This window comes from Pseudoxanthomonas sp. LH2527, assembly GCF_022539275.1.
Lineage (GTDB): Bacteria > Pseudomonadota > Gammaproteobacteria > Xanthomonadales > Xanthomonadaceae > Pseudoxanthomonas_A.
This window is the reverse complement of record NZ_JAKZBW010000007.1, coordinates 1-20,548: the sequence shown is the minus strand read 5'-3', so window position 1 is coordinate 20,548 and position 20,548 is coordinate 1. Positions and strand designations below refer to the sequence as shown.

At 68.5% G+C, this 20,548-nt stretch carries 20 protein-coding genes and 1 pseudogene; 14 read left to right on the top strand and 7 right to left on the bottom strand.

Annotated features, from left to right (window positions below; translation table 11 throughout):
- Positions 1-38: 38 nt before the first annotated feature.
- The 3 genes and pseudogenes from MMG85_RS05715 to MMG85_RS05705 all read right to left on the bottom strand — a co-directional run bounded on the left by MMG85_RS05715 (position 39) and on the right by MMG85_RS05705 (position 3,383).
- Positions 39-2,044 (bottom strand): annotated as a pseudogene (locus tag MMG85_RS05715) (lytic murein transglycosylase).
- A gap of 242 nt (positions 2,045-2,286) precedes the next feature.
- Positions 2,287-2,949: a DUF6624 domain-containing protein gene (locus tag MMG85_RS05710; protein ID WP_241045152.1), complete on the bottom strand. Its 663-nt coding sequence runs from the start codon at positions 2,947-2,949 to the stop codon at positions 2,287-2,289.
- Between the two features lie 11 nt (positions 2,950-2,960).
- Entirely contained in the window at positions 2,961-3,383 is a 423-nt protein-coding gene (locus MMG85_RS05705; RefSeq protein ID WP_241045151.1) for a protease inhibitor I42 family protein, read from the bottom strand.
- A gap of 69 nt (positions 3,384-3,452) precedes the next feature.
- Here MMG85_RS05705 and queF point away from each other — a divergent pair, with 69 nt between their 5' ends.
- The 9 genes from queF (at position 3,453) to MMG85_RS05660 (ending at position 10,444) form a co-directional block, all read left to right on the top strand.
- Complete coding sequence (gene queF / locus MMG85_RS05700; protein WP_241045150.1) at positions 3,453-4,271, top strand: NADPH-dependent 7-cyano-7-deazaguanine reductase QueF; 819 nt, start codon at positions 3,453-3,455, stop codon at positions 4,269-4,271.
- A 107-nt stretch (positions 4,272-4,378) separates the two neighbouring features.
- Complete coding sequence (locus MMG85_RS05695; RefSeq protein WP_241045149.1) at positions 4,379-4,684, top strand: LysM peptidoglycan-binding domain-containing protein; 306 nt, start codon at positions 4,379-4,381, stop codon at positions 4,682-4,684.
- A 34-nt stretch (positions 4,685-4,718) separates the two neighbouring features.
- Entirely contained in the window at positions 4,719-5,201 is a 483-nt protein-coding gene (locus tag MMG85_RS05690; RefSeq protein WP_241045148.1) for a FimD/PapC N-terminal domain-containing protein, read from the top strand.
- Positions 5,202-5,455: 254 nt separating this feature from the next.
- Positions 5,456-7,681, top strand: a complete 2,226-nt coding sequence (locus MMG85_RS05685; RefSeq protein ID WP_241045147.1) for an NADP-dependent isocitrate dehydrogenase — start codon at positions 5,456-5,458, stop codon at positions 7,679-7,681.
- 235 nt (positions 7,682-7,916) lie between these two features.
- On the top strand, positions 7,917-8,633 hold the full coding sequence (locus tag MMG85_RS05680) for a hypothetical protein (RefSeq protein WP_241045146.1): 717 nt from the start codon (positions 7,917-7,919) through the stop codon (positions 8,631-8,633).
- Complete coding sequence (locus MMG85_RS05675) at positions 8,630-9,181, top strand: ATP/GTP-binding protein (RefSeq protein WP_241045145.1); 552 nt, start codon at positions 8,630-8,632, stop codon at positions 9,179-9,181. The genes MMG85_RS05680 and MMG85_RS05675 overlap by 4 nt, the downstream gene beginning before the upstream one ends.
- Positions 9,174-9,590 (top strand): roadblock/LC7 domain-containing protein, encoded by a 417-nt coding sequence (locus MMG85_RS05670; RefSeq protein ID WP_241045144.1) that lies wholly within the window; start codon positions 9,174-9,176, stop codon positions 9,588-9,590. Before MMG85_RS05675 ends, MMG85_RS05670 begins: the two co-directional genes overlap by 8 nt.
- A 54-nt stretch (positions 9,591-9,644) precedes the next feature.
- Positions 9,645-10,004, top strand: a complete 360-nt coding sequence (locus MMG85_RS05665) for a hypothetical protein (RefSeq protein ID WP_241045143.1) — start codon at positions 9,645-9,647, stop codon at positions 10,002-10,004.
- A gap of 95 nt (positions 10,005-10,099) precedes the next feature.
- Positions 10,100-10,444 carry a gamma-glutamylcyclotransferase family protein gene (locus MMG85_RS05660; protein WP_241045142.1) on the top strand — a complete coding sequence of 115 codons (345 nt, stop codon included), beginning with the start codon at positions 10,100-10,102 and terminating at the stop codon, positions 10,442-10,444.
- A 141-nt stretch (positions 10,445-10,585) separates the two neighbouring features.
- Here MMG85_RS05660 and MMG85_RS05655 read toward each other — a convergent pair whose 3' ends face one another.
- The gene (locus MMG85_RS05655) at positions 10,586-10,813 is read right to left on the bottom strand and encodes a hypothetical protein (protein WP_241045141.1); all 228 of its coding nucleotides are present in this window, start codon (positions 10,811-10,813) and stop codon (positions 10,586-10,588) included.
- Positions 10,814-10,922: 109 nt separating this feature from the next.
- Here MMG85_RS05655 and MMG85_RS05650 point away from each other — a divergent pair, with 109 nt between their 5' ends.
- The 4 genes from MMG85_RS05650 to MMG85_RS05635 all read left to right on the top strand — a co-directional run bounded on the left by MMG85_RS05650 (position 10,923) and on the right by MMG85_RS05635 (position 17,222).
- Positions 10,923-11,801, top strand: coding sequence for a LysR substrate-binding domain-containing protein (locus tag MMG85_RS05650; RefSeq protein ID WP_241045140.1), 879 nt, complete (start codon positions 10,923-10,925; stop codon positions 11,799-11,801).
- A 30-nt stretch (positions 11,802-11,831) separates the two neighbouring features.
- Positions 11,832-13,541 carry a bifunctional isocitrate dehydrogenase kinase/phosphatase gene (gene aceK, locus MMG85_RS05645; protein WP_241045139.1) on the top strand — a complete coding sequence of 570 codons (1,710 nt, stop codon included), beginning with the start codon at positions 11,832-11,834 and terminating at the stop codon, positions 13,539-13,541.
- A 67-nt stretch (positions 13,542-13,608) separates the two neighbouring features.
- Positions 13,609-16,308 (top strand): bifunctional acetate--CoA ligase family protein/GNAT family N-acetyltransferase, encoded by a 2,700-nt coding sequence (locus tag MMG85_RS05640; RefSeq protein WP_241045138.1) that lies wholly within the window; start codon positions 13,609-13,611, stop codon positions 16,306-16,308.
- Positions 16,305-17,222 (top strand): hypothetical protein, encoded by a 918-nt coding sequence (locus MMG85_RS05635; RefSeq protein ID WP_241045137.1) that lies wholly within the window; start codon positions 16,305-16,307, stop codon positions 17,220-17,222. The genes MMG85_RS05640 and MMG85_RS05635 overlap by 4 nt, the downstream gene beginning before the upstream one ends.
- Before the next feature lie 11 nt (positions 17,223-17,233).
- Here the strand turns inward: MMG85_RS05635 and MMG85_RS05630 are convergent, their stop codons facing one another.
- Positions 17,234-18,262: an NADP-dependent oxidoreductase gene (locus MMG85_RS05630; protein ID WP_241045136.1), complete on the bottom strand. Its 1,029-nt coding sequence runs from the start codon at positions 18,260-18,262 to the stop codon at positions 17,234-17,236.
- A 143-nt stretch (positions 18,263-18,405) separates the two neighbouring features.
- Here MMG85_RS05630 and MMG85_RS05625 point away from each other — a divergent pair, with 143 nt between their 5' ends.
- Positions 18,406-19,269, top strand: a complete 864-nt coding sequence (locus tag MMG85_RS05625; RefSeq protein WP_241045135.1) for a methyltransferase — start codon at positions 18,406-18,408, stop codon at positions 19,267-19,269.
- Between the two features lie 39 nt (positions 19,270-19,308).
- Here MMG85_RS05625 and MMG85_RS05620 read toward each other — a convergent pair whose 3' ends face one another.
- Both MMG85_RS05620 and MMG85_RS05615 read right to left on the bottom strand, forming a co-directional pair.
- Complete coding sequence (locus MMG85_RS05620) at positions 19,309-20,052, bottom strand: anti-sigma factor (protein ID WP_241045245.1); 744 nt, start codon at positions 20,050-20,052, stop codon at positions 19,309-19,311.
- Between the two features lie 11 nt (positions 20,053-20,063).
- On the bottom strand, positions 20,064-20,548 hold a 485-nt coding region (locus MMG85_RS05615), incomplete at its 5' end, for a sigma-70 family RNA polymerase sigma factor (protein ID WP_241045134.1).

The following is a 20,548-nucleotide window of genomic DNA, read 5'->3' as shown; positions in this document are numbered from 1 at the left end:
GAATGTCGGTGAGCATGCGGTCGCGACTGACGTCGCTCCTACAGCGTGCTTGCCGAAATCATCTGGCTCAGCCGGTGGCGCTGGCCGGGCTCCAGTTCGATGGCATCGTCGCTCGCATTCGCGGCCTCCAGGCAGACGAAGGTCCGCCAGCCCTCGTCGGGCATGTCGGCGATGGCGCGTGCGCCGGCTTCGCCCGGATTCCAGACCACCAGCGAGCGGCTGCCGAAGGTGTCCAGCCGGATGCGACGGCCACCGGCGCGGTCAAGCAGATCGAAGCGGTGGCCGGTGCCGGCATAGATGCGGTCGCTGCGGCCCGGATCGCGCAGGTCGTGCAATGACCAGTCGCCCGCCTGCACATGCGTGCCGCCATCGTACTTGTCGTCGTAGCGCAGGCCATCGAGTCCGGTGACGGTCGCCTGCGACACATCGGCAACCCGGAAGTAGGTATGCAGCGCCTGCGTCAGCCGATACGGCGCATCGCCGCGATGCAGGGTGTCGATGCTCTGCCGCAGCTCCCTTCCGACATGGACCGACATCTGCAGTTCCAGCGGCACGCCATCGCGCAGCGGCAGTGCGAGCTTCAGCACCACGACGCCGTCGGTCTCGCGCTTCACCTCGGTCAACGGCCAGCGCGAAATGCGTGCGTGTCCGTGCTGGATCGCGTCATCGGATTGCCCCTGCCTGCCGAAGTACGGCCAGCAGACCGGCACGCCGCCGCGGATCGCCTTCGGCGGCAACGCGGTGGTGGGAGACAGCCACAACAGGTCGTCGAAGCCGGTCGGCACGAACGACAGCAGCTGCCCGCCATGCAGACTGATGCGCGCAACGGAGAACGGCGTGTCCACGCGCAGTACATCGAGGTCGCACCAGGTCTCGCGGGTCACGCCTTCTGGCAGGGCGTTCATGGCGGCGACGTCTCCGGCAACGCGACCGGCGGGCCATCGGCCTTCAGCGCCGCCAGGATCTTCGTGCCGGCGCGACCGTCCGCCGGCTGCAGGCCCAGGCGCTGCTGTTCGATCACGATGGCGCGCCGCGTCTGCGTGCCGATCATGCCATCCACCGCGCCGATGGCATGGCCGCGCGCGAGCAGCAGCGTCTGCAGCTCACGCCGTTGTGGTCGACCGACCCCCGGATCGTCGGTCGGCCAGGCGGCCACCAGTCCACTGCCGCCACGCAGCCGGTCGGCCAGCAGCGCAATGGCCAGCGCGTAGCTCTCCGCGGCATTGTAGGAATAGATCGCGTCGTAGTTCTTGAACACGACGAACGCCGGACCTGCGGCCCCGGTCGGCACCAGCACGGCGGCGTTGCGGTCGTCGGCAGGCAACGGCAGGCCATCGATGCGGGCAATGCTCAGCGTCACCCAGTGGGTCAGCGGCTTGCGGTTGGTGCGGCCGGCCTCGGCAAGCTTGAAGCCGGCCGGCAACGTCACTTCGTAGCCCCATGGCTCGCCGGTGCGCCAGCCGGACTTCACCAGATAGTTCGCGGTGGACGCCAGCGCGTCCGGGATGCTGTCGATCAGGTTGCGCCGGCCGTCGCCATCGAAGTCGACCGCAATGCGTTGGTAGGTGCTGGGCATGAACTGCGTATGCCCGAACGCGCCGGCCCACGAGCCGTTCAAACCCTCCACTCGCACGTCGCCGGCCTGCAGCAGTTTCAGTGTGGTCAGGAATTCGCCACGGAAGAACGCCTGCCGCCGGCCGAAGCAGGACAGCGTGGACAGCGACACCAGCAGCGGGCGCTTGCCGAAGACGCGGCCGTAGTCGCTTTCCACGCCCCAGACGGCGACGACGGTCGCGGGGTCCACGCCGTAGGCCTGCGACACGCGCCCCAGCAGTTCGGCATGCGTCGTCAGCATCGCCTGTCCGTCGGCCACGCGCTGATCGTCGACCAGCGCGGCGAGGTAGTCCCACAACGGCGTGGTGAATTCCGGCTGCGCATCCAGCAGGTCCAGCACGCTCATGTCGGCGGCCAGGTCTTTGGTGTAGGTGTCGAAGCTGGCCGTCGTGATGCCCTGCTTCTCGGCGACGCCGCGCAAGGAAGTCATGCAGGCGGTGAAGACAGGGGCGGCGGCGACCGGTGGAGCGACAACGGGCGGCGCGGTCGATGGATCCTGTGCTGCCGCAGGAATTGCAGCCATCAGGGTCAGCCAGAGAACGGATGCGCGCAGGATCATGGTGGCCTCCCTGGCCTTCGGGGGAGGGCTCACTTTGCCTCGTAGGACGGATGAAGCCAAGCCGGAGCAGGTGGCGTCCCGCGGACGCGAACCGCGTACAGCAACGAAGTCCCTCAGTCGGTCCCGCATGAGGAGGGAGCGAACAGCACACCGGTGGGCCACGCCAACTTGACCTCGTTCCCGCCTGAGGAAAGCTGTTGCACCCAGCAGTAGAAAGGTTGCAGCCCGATCTCCTGCCTGCGCTCATCCAGTTTCGCGGGCGTCACGATGTCGTAGAACTCGATGACACCCTGCGGACTCCGGAAGTACTGCATGCCATACACCTGTGGCTGATCACTGAGGCGCCTGTTCCTGTCCACCAGTGAGGCCAGCTGCCTGGCGTCGGCCTCGCCTGCAAGCACGGCCTGCTTCATGTGCTGGCCCGCCAGCACCTGGTACTGCGGATCCATGTCGGCATGCTGGCTCAGCAGCCATGCGGCCTTCGCTGCGTCTTCGCCCACCATCGAGCGCTTGGGCCATCCGCACGCGGCGAGGATGCCCCGCATGAATTTCGTATTGTCGGCGTCGACCTCCAGCACCTTGTCCAACGCCTCCCCGGACCCGGGCGACGCCGTCAGTTCGTTGCGCGCGGACTGATCCGCATCGCGGCGCTGGAGCAGCTCACTTCGTAATGTCGCCTCTGCGCATTCGCCCGGAGGCTTGTCGCCTGCGGATGCGACTACGGGAAGTACCAGCAGCAGACAACCCGTTGCCAGAAGTCCTTTTCCTGCCTTCATTGTCGTCTCCGTCATTCGACCTGGATTCGATACTCCACCACCTCCACCGGCGGCACCGTCTCCCACGGCCGCCGATAGACCATCCGCACGGTGGCCTCGCCCGGTTTCTCCGCGCGCAGCCACCAGCGCGCGAGCGCGGGCGCGCCGGGCATCGGCGGTTGCGTGTCCATCGGCGGCGGTGTGGCCGGGCCGGTGGTCCGGGCCAGTACCGGGGCGCCGTCGCCGGTGAATTCCCACTGGTAGCCGGTGCTGGCATTGGCCATCAGGGCGATCTCGAACACCTGGCCCACCCGCATCGACACCGGCGCGTCCCCTTTTGGCCGGACCAGCCCGTCGTCCGGCAGCGCGCCCGGCGGCGGACCGCTGCCGATGGCGGGCCCGCTGGCGCAGGCGCACAGCAGCACGCACAGGCCGGTCAGCAACAGTGATCGCATGGTCGCGTCCTCCCTGGAAACGCCGCCGTTATACACCCCCGCTTTAGGGCACGTCCGTAAAATGGCCGCATGAACAACACCCCCCAGGATTCCTCGCTGGGTCGCGAGGTCGCGTATCCCGCGCACTACGACCCCACCCTGCTGTTCCCGATCCCGCGCCAGGCCGCGCGCGACGAGATCGGCATCGCCGCCGACGCCTTGCCGTTCGTCGGCCACGACCGCTGGCATGGCTACGAACTCAGCTGGCTCGATGCCCGCGGCAAGCCGCGCGTGGCCACCGCCACCTTGACCGTGCCCTGCACGTCGCCGTGCCTGATCGAATCGAAGTCGCTCAAGCTCTACCTCAACTCGCTCAACAGTACCCGCTTCAACAGCGATGCCGCCGTGCTGGAACGCATCGCCACCGACCTGTCCGCGCGCGCGGGTGCGGACGTGCAGGTGGTGTCCGGTCTTCCCCCGATGGCGGACGCACCCGAGGGCGAATCGATCGACGGACTGGATGTCGAGATCGACCATTACGGGCCACCGCGTGCCGAGTTCCTGGCCGCGGATCCGGAAGTGCAGGTCGAGGAAACGCTGTCGTCCGAACTGCTGAAATCGAACTGCCCGGTCACCGGCCAGCCGGACTGGGCCACGGTGGTGATCCGTTACCGCGGCCCGCGGATCGACCGCGTCGAACTGCTGCGTTACCTGGTGAGCTTCCGCGACCACGCCGAGTTCCACGAGCAGTGCGTCGAACGGATTTTTCACGACGTGCTGGCGCACTGCCGTCCCGCCTCGCTGTCGGTCGAGGCGCGTTACACGCGCCGCGGCGGCCTGGATATCAATCCCTGGCGCGCGACGGCGGACCTGGAAGCGCCGCCGATGCAGCGCGACCTACGACAGTAAAGTTACTCACGTAACAATAGAGCCGCTTTCACATCCGCGCTATGGATTCTTAACAGGGCGCGTGCAAGGCTTGCGCATCCTACAGCCCGCCAGGAAGGGTGGTTGCAATGAGCACAGAAAAGAAGGCCGACTTCTCTGGCGTCACCGCCAGTGTGGACAGCACGGCTCCACAAGTTGAGAAAGCTGATTTCTCCGGCGTAACGGCTAGCGTGGACAGCACCGCCGAGATCGTGGGAGAGCAGACCTACACCATCGAGAAGGGCGACACGCTCTCCAAGATCGCGAAGGAACATCTCGGCAACGCGAATGCGTGGAAGCAGATCTTCGAAGCCAACCGCGACACCATCGACGATCCGGACCGCATTTTCCCCGGGCAGGTCATCAAGCTGCCGCCCAAGCCCGCCGACGCCTGATCGCCACTCCCCTTCATCCACAAGGATCGAACCCATGAAGCAGAACCGTATTTCCTACGCCCTGGCCATCGCGCTGGTCGGCACCATTGCCGTTGCCGGCTGCAAGAAGAAGGAAGAGCCCGTCGTCGCGCCGCCGGCCGCCGTCGAACCCGCACCGGCACCGGCCGAGCCCGCTCCCGCCCCGATGCCGGTCAGCGCCACCAGCGTCACCGTCGGCAACATGGCAGCCGCGGACAAGTCGGTCGCCGCCGTCGGCATGTTCGGCGTGAAGGACAAGATCATCGTGTCGGTGAAGACCGATGCGGCCACGCCGGCCAACGCCGCGATCGACGCCAAGCTGACGTTCCAGGACGGTCAGGTAGCCGGCCAGCAGACGGCCACTGTCGTGGCGGGCGGCGTGGACACCACCAACATCGAATTCTCCAACACCAATGCCTGGCCCGCCGGCAAGTACAAGGTCGACGTGACCTTGAACGGCCAGCCGGTCGGCATGACCCAGGAAATCGAAGTCAAGTAATCGCGGTATCCGTCTCTCTCCCACGTGTGTGTGGGGCAAGCTCGGGCGTGGAGAAATCCACGCCCGCTTTTTTTGCGCGTCATCCGCGGGCGGGCCGCTCCGTCCACACGCGCCGCAGGCCCACCGCGGCTGTCCCGGGACACGCATGGCGCGAGCGCCGGCATCCATACCCCCTCGTTTTGCCCTGCGTGCGATGGCGCGCGACAATGGCGCGCTGAATTCCCCGTCGCCCCTTGTCGAGAGTCCTGATCCCCATGTCGGATACGCCCCGCATCATCTACACCCTCACCGATGAAGCCCCGTTCCTCGCCACCCAGTCGCTGCTGCCGATCGTCGAGGCGTTCACCGCCCCCGCCGGCATCGCCGTGGAGACCCGCGACATCTCGCTGGCCGGCCGCCTGCTGTCGCAGTTCCCCGAATACCTGAGCGACGCGCAGAAGATCAGCGACGACCTGGCCGAGCTGGGCCAGCTGGCCACGCAGCCGGAAGCCAACATCATCAAGCTGCCCAACATCAGCGCCTCGGTGCCGCAGCTGAAGGGGGCGATCAAGGAACTGCAGTCGCAGGGCTATCCGCTGCCGGACTATCCGGATGAGCCGAAGGACGACAAGGAAAAGGACGCCAAGGCGCGCTACGACAAGGTCAAGGGCAGCGCGGTGAACCCGGTGCTGCGCGAGGGCAATTCGGACCGCCGTGCGCCGCTGTCGGTGAAGAACTTCGCCCGCAAGCACCCGCACCGCATGGGCGCGTGGAGCGCGGATTCGAAGTCGCACGTCGCGCACATGACAGCCGGTGACTTCTTCGGCAGCGAGCAGTCCGCCACGCTGGCCGCCGATGGCGCGCTGAAGATCGAACTCGTCGCCGCCGACGGCACGGTCACCGTGCTGAAGGACAAGGTGAAGGTGAAGGCCGGCGAAATCGTCGATGCCGCCTCGATGAGCCGCAAGGCGCTGGCCGCGTTCGTCGCCGCCGAGATCGCCGATGCCAAGGCCAAGGGCGTGCTGTTCTCGCTGCACCTCAAGGCCACGATGATGAAGGTCTCCGACCCCATCATGTTCGGCGTGGTGGTCAACGAGTTCTACAAGGCCGCGCTGGCCAAGCATGCCGCGGTGCTGGATCAGATCGGCTTCGACGCCAACAACGGCATCGGCGACCTGTACGCGCGCCTGGGCACGCTGCCCGCCGACCAGCAGGAGGCGATCAAGGCCGACCTGCAGGCCGTCTATGCCGACAGCGCCGCGCTGGCGATGGTGAACTCCGACAAGGGCATCACCAACCTGCACGTGCCCAGCGACGTGATCGTCGATGCCTCGATGCCGGCGATGATCCGCGACTCCGGCAAGATGTGGAACGCCGATGGCAAGCTGCAGGACACCAAGGCCGTCATCCCCGACCGCTGCTACGCCGGCATCTACCAGGCCGTCATCGACGACTGCCGTGCCCACGGCGCGTTCGACCCGGCCACGATGGGCAGCGTGCCCAACGTCGGCCTGATGGCGCAGAAGGCCGAGGAATACGGCAGCCACGACAAGACCTTCCAGATCCCGACCGACGGCCGCGTGCGCGTCAGCGACGACGCCGGCAAGGTGGTGTTCGACATGCAGGTGGAAGCCGGCGACATCTGGCGCATGTGCCAGACCAAGGACGCGCCGATCCAGGACTGGGTGAAGCTGGCCATCGGCCGCGCACGCCTGAGCAAGACCCCGGCGATCTTCTGGCTGGACAAGGACCGCGCGCACGATGCGCAGGTGATCGCCAAGGTCGAGCAGTACCTGAAGGACTACACCATCGACACGCTGGACATCCGCATCCTGCCGCCGATGGACGCGATGAAGGTGTCGCTGCAGCGCATCCGCAAGGGCGAGGACACCATCTCGGTGACCGGCAACGTGCTGCGCGATTACCTGACCGATCTCTTCCCGATCATGGAACTGGGCACCAGCGCCAAGATGCTGTCGATCGTGCCGCTGATGGCCGGTGGCGGCCTGTTCGAGACCGGCGCCGGCGGCTCCGCGCCCAAGCACGTGCAGCAGTTCGTGGAAGAGGACTACCTGCGCTGGGATTCGCTGGGCGAGTTCCTGGCGCTGGCGGCGTCGCTGGAACACCTGGGCCAGCGCTACCTCAACACCCCGGCCAAGGTGCTGGCCAACGCGCTGGACGTGGCCAACGGCCGCATCCTGGACGAGAACCGCTCGCCCGCACGCAAGGTCGGCGAACTCGACAACCGCGGCAGCCACTTCTACCTGGCCCTGTACTGGGCGCAGGCGCTGGCCGCGCAGGACGAGAACGCCGAACTGAAGGCGACGTTCGCCCCGCTCGCGCAGGCACTGGCCGACAACGAGGCGACCATCGTCGCCGAGTTGAACGGCGCGCAGGGCAAGGCGATCGACATCGGCGGCTACTACCACCCGGACCTGGCGAAGACCGCCGCCGCGATGCGTCCCAGCAAGACGTTCAACGACGCACTCGCCGCGCTGTAAGCCGGACGCGCGCCGCGGTCGCGGCGCTGCTGTCCGGTTTTCCCTGTCAGGAAAAACCCGCGCCCAGGCGCGGGTTTTTCTTTTGCGTGCGTGCCGCGCGTCAGGTTCATGCAGATACGTGGCGTGCCGCGCGCGGTTCTGTGGTTCTCCGCACGAATCCTCCGCGGCCATTTGCATACCGTACGTCGCACACCACCTCCGCGCAGCGGCAGTGCTTTCTTTCAGGGGGAAGAGCATGGCCATGATCCTTGCGACCGATCCGGAGCATCGGGAACGGTCCCTATCCTCACCACTGCCCGCCACGTCCGGCGACGCGATACTGCCGGTCGTGACCGGCAGCAAGCCGCTGACACGACGTCTGCGCCACCACCTGTGGCAGAAGAGCGGCTGCGCAGTGTGGTCGCTGGATGGACAGCCCCGACTGCTGCTCGACTTCGCGCACGACCACGGCGTGCCCTTGTCGTCGCCCAACGCCACCGCCTCGCTGGTGCGCGTGCTCGGCGAAGGCTTTGGCCGCATCGTCATGCAGGAGCTGGCGCCCGAGCGGTTCGAGTCGCTCGCCAGGCATCAATTCCACCAACCCCTGCGACCGATCCTGTGGCAGGTCGCGCAGCACGGCGGCGACTGGGACGATCTGGACCGCCGGCTGCTCCGGCATGCCCGCATCCGCCTGTTGCGATGGCCGGACTTCCGCCTGCTGGCGCATCAGCATGATGGCTTCCGCCTGTGTTCGCTGCTGCTCAAGCGCGCGTGCTCGGTCGACGAATGCCGGCAGCTGCTCGATCTCGATGCCGCCACCGTCCAGGCCTTCGTGCGCTCGGCCTACCTGTGCGGCTACGCGATGGTGGAAACCCCCGACACGGGCGCGGCCGACGCGCCATCGGCACGTCCGGCCACCACCGGTTCGCTGCTGGCGCGGATGTGGCGGGGCTTGCGGAGCAAGGCTCCGTGAGCCCGCGCGAACACAAGATCGTCGTCCTCGGCGCGATGGGCGCCGGCAAATCCACGCTGGTTCGCGCGCTGGCGGGCGACCGGGTCGTCGACACCGACGTCGCCAGCACCGACCGCACCTCCGACAAGCTGTCGACCACCGTGGCGATGGACTACGCCGACATCGACCTGCCCAACGGCGACCGCCTGCGCCTGTATGGAACGCCGGGCCAGGCGCGCTTCGACTTCATCTGGCCGGTGCTGCTGCAGGGCGCCAGCGGCGTGCTGGTGCTGGCCGATGCCAGCGCATCCTCGACGGTGGACGAGCTGGACCGCTACCTGCTGGCGCTGCGCGATCACGCGCCCGCCGTGCCGGCCACCATCGGGCTGTCGAAGCTGGACCTCGCCCCGCAGGTCGACATCGACGCCCTGGCGACGCGCGCCGCCGAGCTGCTGCGCGCGCTGCCGGTGGTGCCGTTCGATCCGCGCTCCGACGTTGCGGTGATGCTGCTGATGGACGTGTTGATGTCGGAGATCGAAGCCACCGAGCTGGTGGGCACGCATGGCTGACGGACACGGCCATCGCGGGCTCGGCGAACGGGAGCGCGCCAACGTGGAGCGGCGGCTGCGCGAGTTCTCCGAAGCGGTCGATGGCGTTCGTACCGCCGTGGTCGCCAGCGTCGACGGCTTCGCGCTGGCGCAGTCCAATCCCGCCTCGGCGAACGGCGAGCGCCTGGCCGCGATGACCAGCGCGATGCTGGCGTTGGCCGCCGCGATCGGCCGCGAACTGTCGCTGGGCCAGCTCGGCGTACTGATGCTCGAATCGGAGCAGGGCAAGGTACTGATGCTGTCGTTGCGCACGGAACGCGAGCCGTTCCTGCTGATGGCGGCCTGCGACCACCGCAGCGTGATCGGCAACGTGCTGTGGAGCGCGAAGGAATGCGGCCGGAACGTCCTGGCCGAACTCGACGGGTCCTGAGCCGGCCCGCGGCGAGGCATGCATGGCTCTTACCACCAACCACAGGGGTGCGACATGGCGGGACTTGGCGATTCGTTGAACGAACTGATGACCATCGACGGCGCGCAGGCGGTCGCCCTGGTGGACTACGAGAGCGGCATGCTGCTCGGTGAGGCCGGCAGCGGCATGGACATGGAAGTGGCGGCGGCGGGCAACACCGAGGTGATCCGCGCCAAGATGAAGACCGCTGCCGCCCTGAAGCTCAACGACACCATCGAGGACATCCTGATCTCGCTGGGCAAGGCGTACCACATCATGCGTCCGGTGGCGTCCAAGCCGGGGCTGTTCTTCTACGTGGTGCTCGACCGCAACAAGTCGAACCTGGCGCTCGCGCGCCGCAAGGTGCTCGACGTGGAAAGCCAGCTGTCGATCTGACCGCGCCCGCCGGGCGACACGCGTCGCCCGGCCGTCCTGCGTTGCGGCATCGCCGCGGGGGCTGCATGCTGGGCTGCCCTGCCAAGCGCCCGACCATGACGGACCGCGACATCCTGCTGTTCTCATACGGCACGCTGCAGCTGGAAAGCGTGCAGCGCTCGTCGTTCGGCCGTCGGCTGGATGGAGAACCCGATGCGATGACCGGCTACATACGGACGATGGTGGAGATCACCGATGCCGAAGTGGTGGCCGCCAGCGGCGAGCGTTTCCATCCCATCGTCAGCCCCTGCGACGATCCGTCGGACGAGGTGGCGGGCATGGTTTTCCGCATCAGCGCCGAAGAACTCGCCGCCGCCGACCGGTACGAGGTCGCGGATTACCGACGCGTGCAGATGCGCCTGAAGTCCGGCCGCGATGCGTGGGTCTACGTGAGGGCGTGAGTCGGACGCGGGTGCGGCAGGTTGCTGTAGGAGCGACGTGAGTCGCGACCGCACGGCAAGCACCTGCGTCGAGACTGATGTGCTGGGGCGCGGAGCACATGGTCGCGACTTACGTCGCTCCTACAGAAGCTCCTGCGGCCCTCAGCGGAACAGCGACAGCGAGGTCATCGCGCGCACCCGACGCGCGCCCAGCCGCTGCATCGCGCGCCGGTGCCTGACCTGGCCGGCTTCGTCGTGCACATGGTGTGGCCGTTCGGCATGGCGCGACGCCGGCACGCTGTCATGGGCGACATGCCCTTGCAGGAACAGCAAGCCCTGGCTCATGCCTGTCAGCTGCTGCCACCACTGTTTCTTCGTTTCCGATTGCATGCGACTGCTCCGTTGCGCCGGTCTACGGCTTGAAGGGTTACCAAGCTAGGCGCATCATCGACCTAGAAAAAGCGAAAGATCCGCAACCCAGCCTTGAGGGAGATTCAAGATGAGCCGGTTGCCCCTGGACCAGGTGGAGGCCTTCGTCACCGCCGCCCGCCTGCGCAACCTGACCCGCGCGGCCGAAGCCATGCACCTGACCGTCAGCGCGCTGAGCCATCGCATGCGGCTGCTGGAACAGCGGCTGGGCCACAAGCTGCTGGCACGTGGGCCACGCGGCGTGGAGCTGACGCCGGACGGTCAACGGCTGTTCGATGCGATCTCCGGTCCGCTCGACACCATCGACCATGCGCTGCGTCGCGCCACGCTGCGCAACGACCACACCGTCACGCTCAGTCTGATCCCGTCGATGGCCACGGCGTGGCTGGTACCGCGCCTGCCCGCCTTCCTCGCCGCGCATCCGGAGCTCGGGCTCAACCTGCAGTCGAGCACGCACGTGGTCGATTTCGAGCGCGAACCCGTCGACCTCGCGCTGCGCCTTGGCAACGGCCGCTGGCCGAACGTGCACGCCGAGTTCCTGTTCCACGAATGGATCACGCCGGTGGCCAGCCCCGCGCTGGCCAGGAAGCACGGCAAACCCGCGCCGGACCAGATGGCGAAGCTGCCGCTGCTCGGCGATCCGGCCAATCGCTGGAAGGACTGGTTCGAGCATTTCGGCGGGCAAGCGCCGGCGCGCTACGTGGCGCAGTTCGACGACACCGAGACGCTGCACCAAGCGGCGGCGCAGGGTGTCGGCGTGGCGCTGGCGCGCTGGACATTGGCCGAGCCGCTGGTGAAGGCGGGCCGGCTGGTGACGCTGACGAAGAAGCGGCTGCAGGCGGACTTCGCGCATTACCTGGTCTATCCGGAGCGCAGCCTGGCGCATCCGGGCTTCCGCAAGGTGCGCGGCTGGCTGCTGGAGCAGGCCGGCATCGCGGTGGAGCGATGACTCCAGCGGGCGCCGGCTAACATCGCACGCATGGTCCACGACGATGCCATCGCCCGCCTGATTCACGACGCGTTCGCGGACTACCACGCGCGGTTCGCGGCGATCACCCGGCGCGCGAAGATCCGGTTCGAGACGATGGACTGGGCCGGCGCGCGCGCCGATGCGGTCGAGCGCATCGAGCTGTACGACCAGTGCATCGCCGAGTGCGCGCTGCGGCTGCAGTCCACGCTGCTAGGACGCGCGCACGACCGCACGCCCTGGATCGCAGCGCGCGCGGCGTTCGAGCGGATGGTCGCCGGCCAGATCGACCGCGAGCTGTACAAGACCTTCTACAACACCCTGAGCCGGCGGTTCTTCCGCACCCGTGGCGTGGATCCGTCGCTGGAGTTCGTGGCGCTGGACGTGGAGCCGACCGACGCCATCACCCATCCGGTCGCGCGCCACAGTTATGCCGTGTCCGAACAGCGGCCGACCGACACGTTCGCACGCGTGCTGGCCGACTACGGGTTCGACGTGCCCTACGCCCACCGCACCCGCTGCGCCGCCGCCATCGCGGTGCGCCTGCAGGACGACCTGGCGCACTGGGGCGCGAATCCCGTGCGCGGCATCGAACTGCTGGACACCGTGTTCTACCGCGAACGGCGCGCCTACCTGGTCGGCCGCGTCTACGGCGAACACCGCTTCTCGCCCTGCGTGATCGCGCTGGTCAACGACGGCGGGCAGCTGAAGGCCGAAGCCGTGCTGACCCATCGCGGCGACGTGGCGCACCTGTTCGGCACCTCGCGCAGCTACTTCCATGCCGACCTGGCGACGGTCGGCGATGCGGTGGTGTTCCTGCGTTCGCTGCTGCCGGGCAAGCCGATCGACGAGATCTACACCGTGCTCGGCCGCGCCAAGCAGGGCAAGACCGAGCGTTACCGCACCTTCTTCCACCATTTCGCCGCGCACCCGGACGAGCGGCTGGTGCATGCCGAAGGCACGCCCGGCATGGTGATGGCGGTGTTCACCCTGCCCAGCTATCCGCTGGTCTTCAAGGTCATCCGCGACCGCTTCGCCTATCCGAAGGCGATGAGCCGGCAGGACGTGGAGGACAAGTACGACCTGGTGTTCCACCTCGACCGCGTCGGCCGGCTGCTGGACACGCAGGCGTTCCGCTTCCTGCGTTTCCCGCGCGCGCGCTTCGCGCCGGAACTCCTGCACGAGCTGCGCGAAAGCTGCGGCCAGAGCCTCAGCGAGGACGGCGACGACCTGGTCATCCACCTGTGCTACGTGCAGCGCCGGCTGCGTCCGTTGAACCTGTACCTGCGCGAGCAGAAGGCCGATGCCGCCCGTACCGCCGCGCTCGACTACGGCCAGGCCATCAAGGACATGGCGCGCAACAACATTTTCCCCGGCGACATGCTGCTGAAGAACTTCGGCGTGTCGCGGCACGGGCGCGTGGTGTTCTACGACTACGACGAACTGCGGCTGGTGACCGACTGCCGCTTCCGCGACTGGCCGCAGGCAACGACGTACGAGGAACAGATGGCGGATGGCCCGTGGTTCCACGTCGATGCCGGCGATGTCTTTCCCGAGCGCTTCCCGCAGTTCCTCGGCCTGCCGGAGGCGCAGGCGAAGGCGTTGAAGGCCGCGCATGGCGAACTGTTCCGTCCGGCGTGGTGGCGTGACCTCCAGTCGCATCTCGCCGCAGGCGATTATCCGGATACTGCGCCGTACCCGGATGCCTTGAAGCTGGCGTGACCCCGCGCACGCGCGCGCAACACGCTCCGCGTTACCCTTGCCGGCACCCGGAGAACGCCGTCCCGCCATGAGCACCTACCGCCTCGATTCGATCTTCCGGCCGCGCGCCGTGGCGGTGGTGGGCAGCCAGTCGCGGCCGCGCTCGGTGGGCCGTGCGGTGATCGAGAACCTGCGCGCCGGCGGCTTCGAGGGCCAGATCGGGCTGGTGAACAAGCATCCGACGCCGATGGACGGCGTGGCGATCGCGCGCCACCTGCGCGACCTGCCGTGGACGCCGGATCTGGTGGTGATCGCCACGCCGGCGGCGACCGTGCCGCAGCTCGCCGCCGAGGCGGCGGAGAAAGGCGCCGGCGCGGTGGTGGTGCTGACCGCCGCGATGGGCAGCGGGCCCGGTTCGCCTGCCGCGCAGCTCGACGCGCTCACGCGCGAGAAAGGCCTGCGCGTGCTTGGCCCGAACTGCCTGGGCGTGATCGCCCCGCACGCGCGCCTCAACGCCAGCCTGGCCAGCCGCTTTCCGAAGGCCGGCGACTTGGCGCTGATTTCGCAATCGGGTGCCATCTCCGGTGGCCTGGTCGAATGGAGCATGAGCCAGCCGGTCGGCTTCTCCGCCGTGGTGTCGCTGGGTGACGCGCTGGACGTGGACTTCGCCGACCTGCTGGACTACTTCGCCACCGACCACCGCACCCGCGCGATCCTGCTGTACGTGGAAGCGATCCGCGACGCGCGCAAGTTCATGTCGGCTGCACGCGCCGCCGCACGCACCAAGCCGGTGGTGGTGGTGAAGTCCGGACACAGCGGGCGCGCCCAGGTCACGCCCGCGGGCAGCACGCATACGCAGAACCTGGCGCGCCCGAATGCGGTGTACGGCGCGGCGTTCCGCCGTGCCGGCCTGCTGCGCGTGCGCTCGCTGCACGAACTGTTCGCCGCCGCACGCACGCTGGGGCAGGTGCGTCCGTTCCCCGGCCGCCGGCTGGCGATCCTGACCAACGGCGGCGGCGTGGGCGCGCTGTCGGTCGATCACCTGTACGAACAGGGCGGCACGCTGGCCACGCTGTCCGATGCCACGCGCGATGCGCTGGACCGCATCCTGCCCGTCGGCTGGTCGCGCACCAATCCGGTCGACCTGCTGACCGACATCGACGCCGACCGCTACGCCGCCACGATCGAGGCGCTGCTCGCCGACCCGGAAAACGATGCCCTGCTCGCGGTCAACGTGCCGACCGTGCTGTCGTCGTCATCGGAAGCCGCGCACGCGGTCACCCGCGTGTTGGCGCAGCGCCCGGCGCAGGGCCCGCGCAAACCGGTGTTCACCGTCTGGCTGGGCAACGACCCGCAGGCCGAAGCGCTGCTCGACGCCGCACAGATCCCGCGCTACCCGAACGAGTCCGACGCGGTCGCCGGCTTCATGCACCTGGTGCGCCACCGCGAGGTGCAGGCCGCGCTGATGGAAACGCCGCCCAGCCTGCCGGAGGATTTCAGCCCCGATATCGGCACTGCCCGCGCGCTCGTCGATGCCGCCCTGGATGCCGGCCAGGCCTGGCTGGATCCGCTCGCAACCACGCAGTTGCTCGCCGCGTACGGCATCCCGATGGCACCGGTCTGGCGCGCGGCCGATGCGGACGACGCGGCCCGCATCGCCGCGCCGTTGCTGGCGGAGGGCGTGACCGTGGCGGTGAAGATCCTGTCGCCCGACATTCCGCACAAGTCGGACGTGGACGGCGTGCGCCTCAATCTTCCCCATGCGAATGCCGTGCGCGAAGCGGCGGCCGGCATCCTGCAGCGCGCGCGCGAACGCCGACCGGACGCGCGGATCGAGGGTGTGCTGGTGCAGCCCACGGTGCTGCGGCCGAAAGCGCGCGAACTGATCGCCGGCATCGCCGACGATCCGGTGTTCGGACCCGTCATCGCCTTCGGCCGCGGCGGCACGGCGGTGGAAGTGATCAACGACCAGGCGGTCGCCTTACCGCCGCTGGACCTGCGCCTTGCGCACGAACTGATCGCGCGCACCCGCGTGTCGCGCGTGCTGAAGGCCTACCGCGACGTGCCGGCCGCCGATGAGGGCGCCGTCGCGCTGGTGCTGGTGAAACTGGCGCAGCTGGCCGCCGACATCCCCGAGATCCTGCAGCTCGACATCAACCCGCTGCTGGCCGACCGCGACGGCGTGGTCGCCGTGGACGGACGCATCGCGGTGGCACGCGGCCGTGCGCTGCACAAGGGTCGCGGCCATCCGCGCTTCGCGATCTTCCCGTATCCGACCGAATGGGAACGCACGATCCCGCTCGCCGATGGCCAGGCCGCGCTGGTACGGCCGGTGCGGCCGGAAGACGATGCGATGTTCCGCGAGTTCTTCACCCACGTCACCGATGAAGACCTTCGCCTGCGCTTCTTCCAGTCGGTGCGCCACTTCAGCCATGAATTCATCGCCCGCCTGACCCAGCTGGACTACGCCCGCTCGATCGCGCTGGTGGCGATCCATCCCGACACGCACGAGATGCTTGGCGCGGTGCGCCTGCACGCCGACGCCAACTACGAGAAGGGCGAGTACGGCATCCTGGTGCGCTCCGACCTCAAGGGCCACGGCATCGGCTGGAAGCTGATGCAGATCATGATCGAGTACGCACAGTGGCAGGGCCTGAAGCTCATCGAAGGCCAGGTGCTGCGCGAGAACCGCACCATGCTGGCGATGTGTGAGAGCCTCGGCTTCACCGTGAAGCTGGACCCCGAGGATCCCACGCTGATGCATGTCAGGTTGCCGGTGACGGCATGACGCGCCGCGCCGCGCTCGTTGCGGTATCGGTGGCGCTGCTGGCGCTGGTTGTCGGGATCATCGTCTGGCAGCGCGCGCGTCCCGCGCCCCTTGCCTCACCTGCTCCCGCGCCGGCTGCGCGTATTCCGCCAGCGGCAACGCTGCTGCAGACGCCGCACTACCGTATCCATAGCACCGCTACACCAACGCAGACACAGCAGGTGGCGGAAGCGGTCGAGAGTCTGCATGCGGCATACATGGCACTGTTCGGCGACCAGGTCAGCCCCTCGACTCGACCACTCACGCTCGTGCTGTATGCCGATCGCGAGGAGTTCCAGCGCAACAATCGCAGCCGGCCCTGGGCCGAGGCCTACTATCTGCGGCCGGCCTGCTACGCCTACTACGGTGGCGGCAGGGAGAACCCGCATCACTGGATGCTGCACGAGGCGGTGCACCAGTTGAATACCGAGGTCGCCGGCTGGCGGCTACCCGCGTGGGCCAACGAAGGGGTCGCCGGCTACCTGGGCGCGAGCTGGCTGGAGGACGGCGTGCTGACGCCGGGTCGCAGCGATCCGGCGACCTATCCGATCTGGTGGCTGTCGCGCATGGGACTGACGGGAAGCCTGCAGGAGGATGCGGCCGCCGCCCGCTTCATCCCGTTGCGCGACCTGCTGGAGGGTCGGGGCCCGGGTATCGACCGGCACGTCAATCTGTACTACCTCCACTACTGGGGCCTGACGCACTTCCTGTTCCACTACGAGAACGGCAGGTATGCAGCCGCCTACAAGCAACTGCTCGCTCGCGGCGCGTCGACACCCGACTTCGAGCGCCTGATCGGACCGATCGGAGAGATCGAAGAAGCCTGGTACGCGTACATGCTGGATGCCATCGCGACGATGCAGAAGTACGAGGCCGATAACGGCATCGAGCGCTGAGTCGCGGCGCGCTACAGCTTCACCACCACCTTGCCGAAGTTCTCGCCGCGCAGCAGGCCGATCAGCGCGCGCGGTGCGTTTTGCAGGTCCTCCACGATGTCCTCGCGGTAGCGGATCTTTGCTTCGCTGAGCCAGCCGCCCATCTCGCGCAGGAACTGCGGGTACAGCGCGATGAAGTCGTGCTGGATGAAGCCGCGCACGGTCAGGTGGCGGGTGAGGATGTGGCTCATCAGCATCGGCGTGCGGTCGGGTCCGGCCGGCAGCGCGGTGTCGTTGTAGTGCGCCACCAGTCCGCAGACCGGGATGCGGGCGAAATCGTTGAGCAGGGGCAGCACGGCGTCGAACACCGCACCCCCGACGTTCTCGAAGTACACATCGATGCCGTCCGGACACGCGGCGCGCAGCTGGTCGGCGAAGTCGGGCGCGCGATGGTCGAGCGCGACGTCGAAGCCGAGTTCGTCGCGCAGGTAGGCACGCTTGGCCTCGCCCCCGGCGATGCCGACCGCACGCGCGCCCTGCAGCTTCGCGATCTGGCCGACGGTGGCGCCGACCGGGCCGCTGGCAGCGGCGACCACGACGGTTTCGCCGGGCTGCTGCTTGCCGATCTCGTGCAGGCCGACGTAGGCGGTGAAGCCCGGCATGCCGTAGACGCCCAGCGCGGTGGTCAGCGGCGCGATGTTCGCGTCCAGCTTGCGCTTCAATGCCCTGCCCTCGGCGACGGCATGGGTCTGCCAGCCGCCATGCGCCAACACCATGTCGCCGACATGCAGGTCGGGGTGACGCGAAGCGATGACCTCCGACACCGTGCCGCCGTCCATCACCTCGCCGATCCCGATCGGCTTGGCATACGAGCGGCCGGCATTCATGCGCCCGCGCATGTACGGGTCCAGCGACAGGTAGCGGTTGCGCAGCAGCACCTGACCTTCTGCGGGCTCGGGCAGGGGCGCGTGTTCGAGACGGAAGTCGTCCGCGGTCGGCTCGCCCTGCGGGCGCGCGGCCAGCACGATGCGGGTGTTGCGGTCAGCCTGGTGGTCGGCCATGTCGCGGCTCCGGTATCGATGATGCGGGCAGTCTAGCGACCGCGCGTGCGGATGCGATGAAGCGTGCGCGGCACGCGGTGACCGCCATGCCCCCTGAACATGCTGCGTGCTAGGCTCCGCCCACCTTTCTGGAGGGCTGACGCATGACCACCCGCATTCCCCTGTCCCTGGCACTCTTCGCGGCGCTTGCCGCTTCGCAACCGGCCCTCGCCGTGTCGCCGGTCACCCAGGCCGCGCCCGCGCATGCACTGCCCGCGGCGGATGCAGCGGCGCTCGATGCCGCCCTGAAGGGCGACTGGCGCGATCCGAAGAACGCCGCGCGCGACGCCTACCGCCATCCGAAGGAAACGCTGTCGTTCTTCGGCGTGACGCCGACGCAGACCGTCGTGGAGATCACGCCTGGCGGCGGCTGGTATTCCGAAGTGCTCGCGCCCTATCTGAAGAACGGTGGCCAGTACGTGGCGGCGGTGGTGGACCCGGCGTCCGCGTCGGAGAAGAGCCGTGGCTACTACCAGCGCAGCGTCGACGGCCTGCAGAAGAAGTTCGCCGACGCTCCCGCACAGTTCGACAAGGCCTCCGTGGTGAAGTACGACCCGACGAAGCCGGAGTTCGGTGCAGCCAACTCCGCCGACGTCGTGCTGACCTTCCGCAATGTGCACAACTGGCGCAGCGCCGGCCAGGCCGAGGGCATGTTCAAGGGCTTCTTCGCCGCCCTCAAGCCGGGCGGCGTACTGGGCGTGGTGGAGCACCGCGCGAACCAGGATGTGCCGGCCGACGACAAGAGCGGCTACGTCAGCGAAGCGCAGGTGATCGCGCTGGCGGAAGCAGCGGGCTTCCGCCTCGACGCGAAGAGCGAGGTCAACGCCAATCCGAAGGACACCAAGGACCATCCGAACGGCGTGTGGACGCTGCCGCCGTCCAACAACCATCCCGAAGCCGACCGCGCGAAGTACCAGGCCATCGGCGAAAGCGACCGCATGACGCTGCGGTTCGTGAAGCCGCGTTGAGTCCCGGCAGGTGCGGCCCGACCGGGGCCGCACCTGCGATCACCCGTTTTCCAGCAGGCGCGGCAGCGCGCGCGCCGCGGCGTCGGCGGCGTCGCTGACCAGGGCGAAGCTGGTGTCGCGATGCGACCAGTACTGCGCCAGCAGATCGCCATCGCGGCGTTGCCCGTCGCCGGCCAGCCGGCCACGCGGCCGCAGGTAGAACCCCACCCGAGCACCCGACCCGTCCTGGTAGACCAGCATGGCGGCGGCGCCCTGTTCGGTGGACAGCAGGCGGCCACCCATCAACCGGTAACCGGCCTGGCTGAGATCGGGCACCCGTCCGGCCTCGCCGAAGTGGCGCAGCAGCCAGCGTTGCAGGTCGTCGGCGCGGGCCGTGTCGAATTCCATCGGCGGCGCATCGGCCTCGGCAAACTGACGGTAGGCGGCCACCGCATCCGCCATCGGCAGCGCCGACGGCGCGGGGCGCAGCTCGCGCATCTGCCAGCCGGCACCGCCGCCGATCACAAAGGCGAACACCCAGGAGGCGGCGATGCCCAGACGCCGGCGGCGCCGCGCCTGCAGGCCGCGCCGGACCTGTGCCGGCGCCAGCGTCGCGTTCGCCGGCCAGCGCTCGGGATTCGCGGCCAGCGCACGCAGGCGTTCGGCATCGCGCTTCCAGCCTTCCACCTGGGCCGCCTGTTCTGGATGCGCCTCCAGCCACGCGGCAACCGCGGTGCGGCGCGCGGGATCGAGCCGGCCGTCGACGTAGGCGTGCAGTTCCTCGTCCGCTGGCGCTTCGCGCAGGGTCTTGATGTTCATCGCAAGGCCTTCAGGGCGGACGTGGGCGGTGTGTCCTCCTGCCTCGCGCGCAACGCCTGGCGCGCGCGCGACAGGCGCGACATCACCGTGCCCACCGGGATGCCCAGCGCGTCGGCGGCCTCGCGATAGGCCAGTCCTTCCACGCTCACCAGCATCAGCAGCGCGCGCTGCTCGGGCGTCAGGCAGGCGAAGCCGGCCAACGAGGTGCGCGCGTCGAACACCTGGTCGGGCGTGGGCGGCGAGGCGTCGTCCTCGGCCGAGAACAGCCGCGCGATGCGCTTCCAGCGTGCCGCGCGCCGATGTTCGTCCACGAAAGCGCGGTACAGCACCGAGAACAGCCAGGCCTGCAGCGCCGCGGGGTCGCGCACCTCGGTGCCTCGCGTCAGCGCGCGCTCCAGCGTGGCCTGGACCAGGTCGTCGGCGGCGGCCGAGTCGGACGCCAGCGAGCGCGCAAACCGTCGCAGGCGCGGGATCAGCGCGT

Bases quoted from the DNA above. Each gene is read 5' to 3' on its own strand.
- MMG85_RS05710 (WP_241045152.1), bottom strand. From the start codon at position 2,949: ATGAAGGCAGGAAAAGGACTTCTGGCAACGGGTTGTCTGCTGCTGGTA.
- MMG85_RS05705 (WP_241045151.1), bottom strand. From the start codon at position 3,383: ATGCGATCACTGTTGCTGACCGGCCTGTGCGTGCTGCTGTGCGCCTGC.
- queF (WP_241045150.1), top strand. From the start codon at position 3,453: ATGAACAACACCCCCCAGGATTCCTCGCTGGGTCGCGAGGTCGCGTAT.
- MMG85_RS05695 (WP_241045149.1), top strand. From the start codon at position 4,379: ATGAGCACAGAAAAGAAGGCCGACTTCTCTGGCGTCACCGCCAGTGTG.
- MMG85_RS05690 (WP_241045148.1), top strand. From the start codon at position 4,719: ATGAAGCAGAACCGTATTTCCTACGCCCTGGCCATCGCGCTGGTCGGC.
- MMG85_RS05685 (WP_241045147.1), top strand. From the start codon at position 5,456: ATGTCGGATACGCCCCGCATCATCTACACCCTCACCGATGAAGCCCCG.
- MMG85_RS05680 (WP_241045146.1), top strand. From the start codon at position 7,917: ATGGCCATGATCCTTGCGACCGATCCGGAGCATCGGGAACGGTCCCTA.
- MMG85_RS05670 (WP_241045144.1), top strand. From the start codon at position 9,174: ATGGCTGACGGACACGGCCATCGCGGGCTCGGCGAACGGGAGCGCGCC.
- MMG85_RS05665 (WP_241045143.1), top strand. From the start codon at position 9,645: ATGGCGGGACTTGGCGATTCGTTGAACGAACTGATGACCATCGACGGC.
- MMG85_RS05660 (WP_241045142.1), top strand. From the start codon at position 10,100: ATGACGGACCGCGACATCCTGCTGTTCTCATACGGCACGCTGCAGCTG.
- MMG85_RS05655 (WP_241045141.1), bottom strand. From the start codon at position 10,813: ATGCAATCGGAAACGAAGAAACAGTGGTGGCAGCAGCTGACAGGCATG.
- MMG85_RS05650 (WP_241045140.1), top strand. From the start codon at position 10,923: ATGAGCCGGTTGCCCCTGGACCAGGTGGAGGCCTTCGTCACCGCCGCC.
- aceK (WP_241045139.1), top strand. From the start codon at position 11,832: ATGGTCCACGACGATGCCATCGCCCGCCTGATTCACGACGCGTTCGCG.
- MMG85_RS05640 (WP_241045138.1), top strand. From the start codon at position 13,609: ATGAGCACCTACCGCCTCGATTCGATCTTCCGGCCGCGCGCCGTGGCG.
- MMG85_RS05635 (WP_241045137.1), top strand. From the start codon at position 16,305: ATGACGCGCCGCGCCGCGCTCGTTGCGGTATCGGTGGCGCTGCTGGCG.
- MMG85_RS05630 (WP_241045136.1), bottom strand. From the start codon at position 18,262: ATGGCCGACCACCAGGCTGACCGCAACACCCGCATCGTGCTGGCCGCG.
- MMG85_RS05625 (WP_241045135.1), top strand. From the start codon at position 18,406: ATGACCACCCGCATTCCCCTGTCCCTGGCACTCTTCGCGGCGCTTGCC.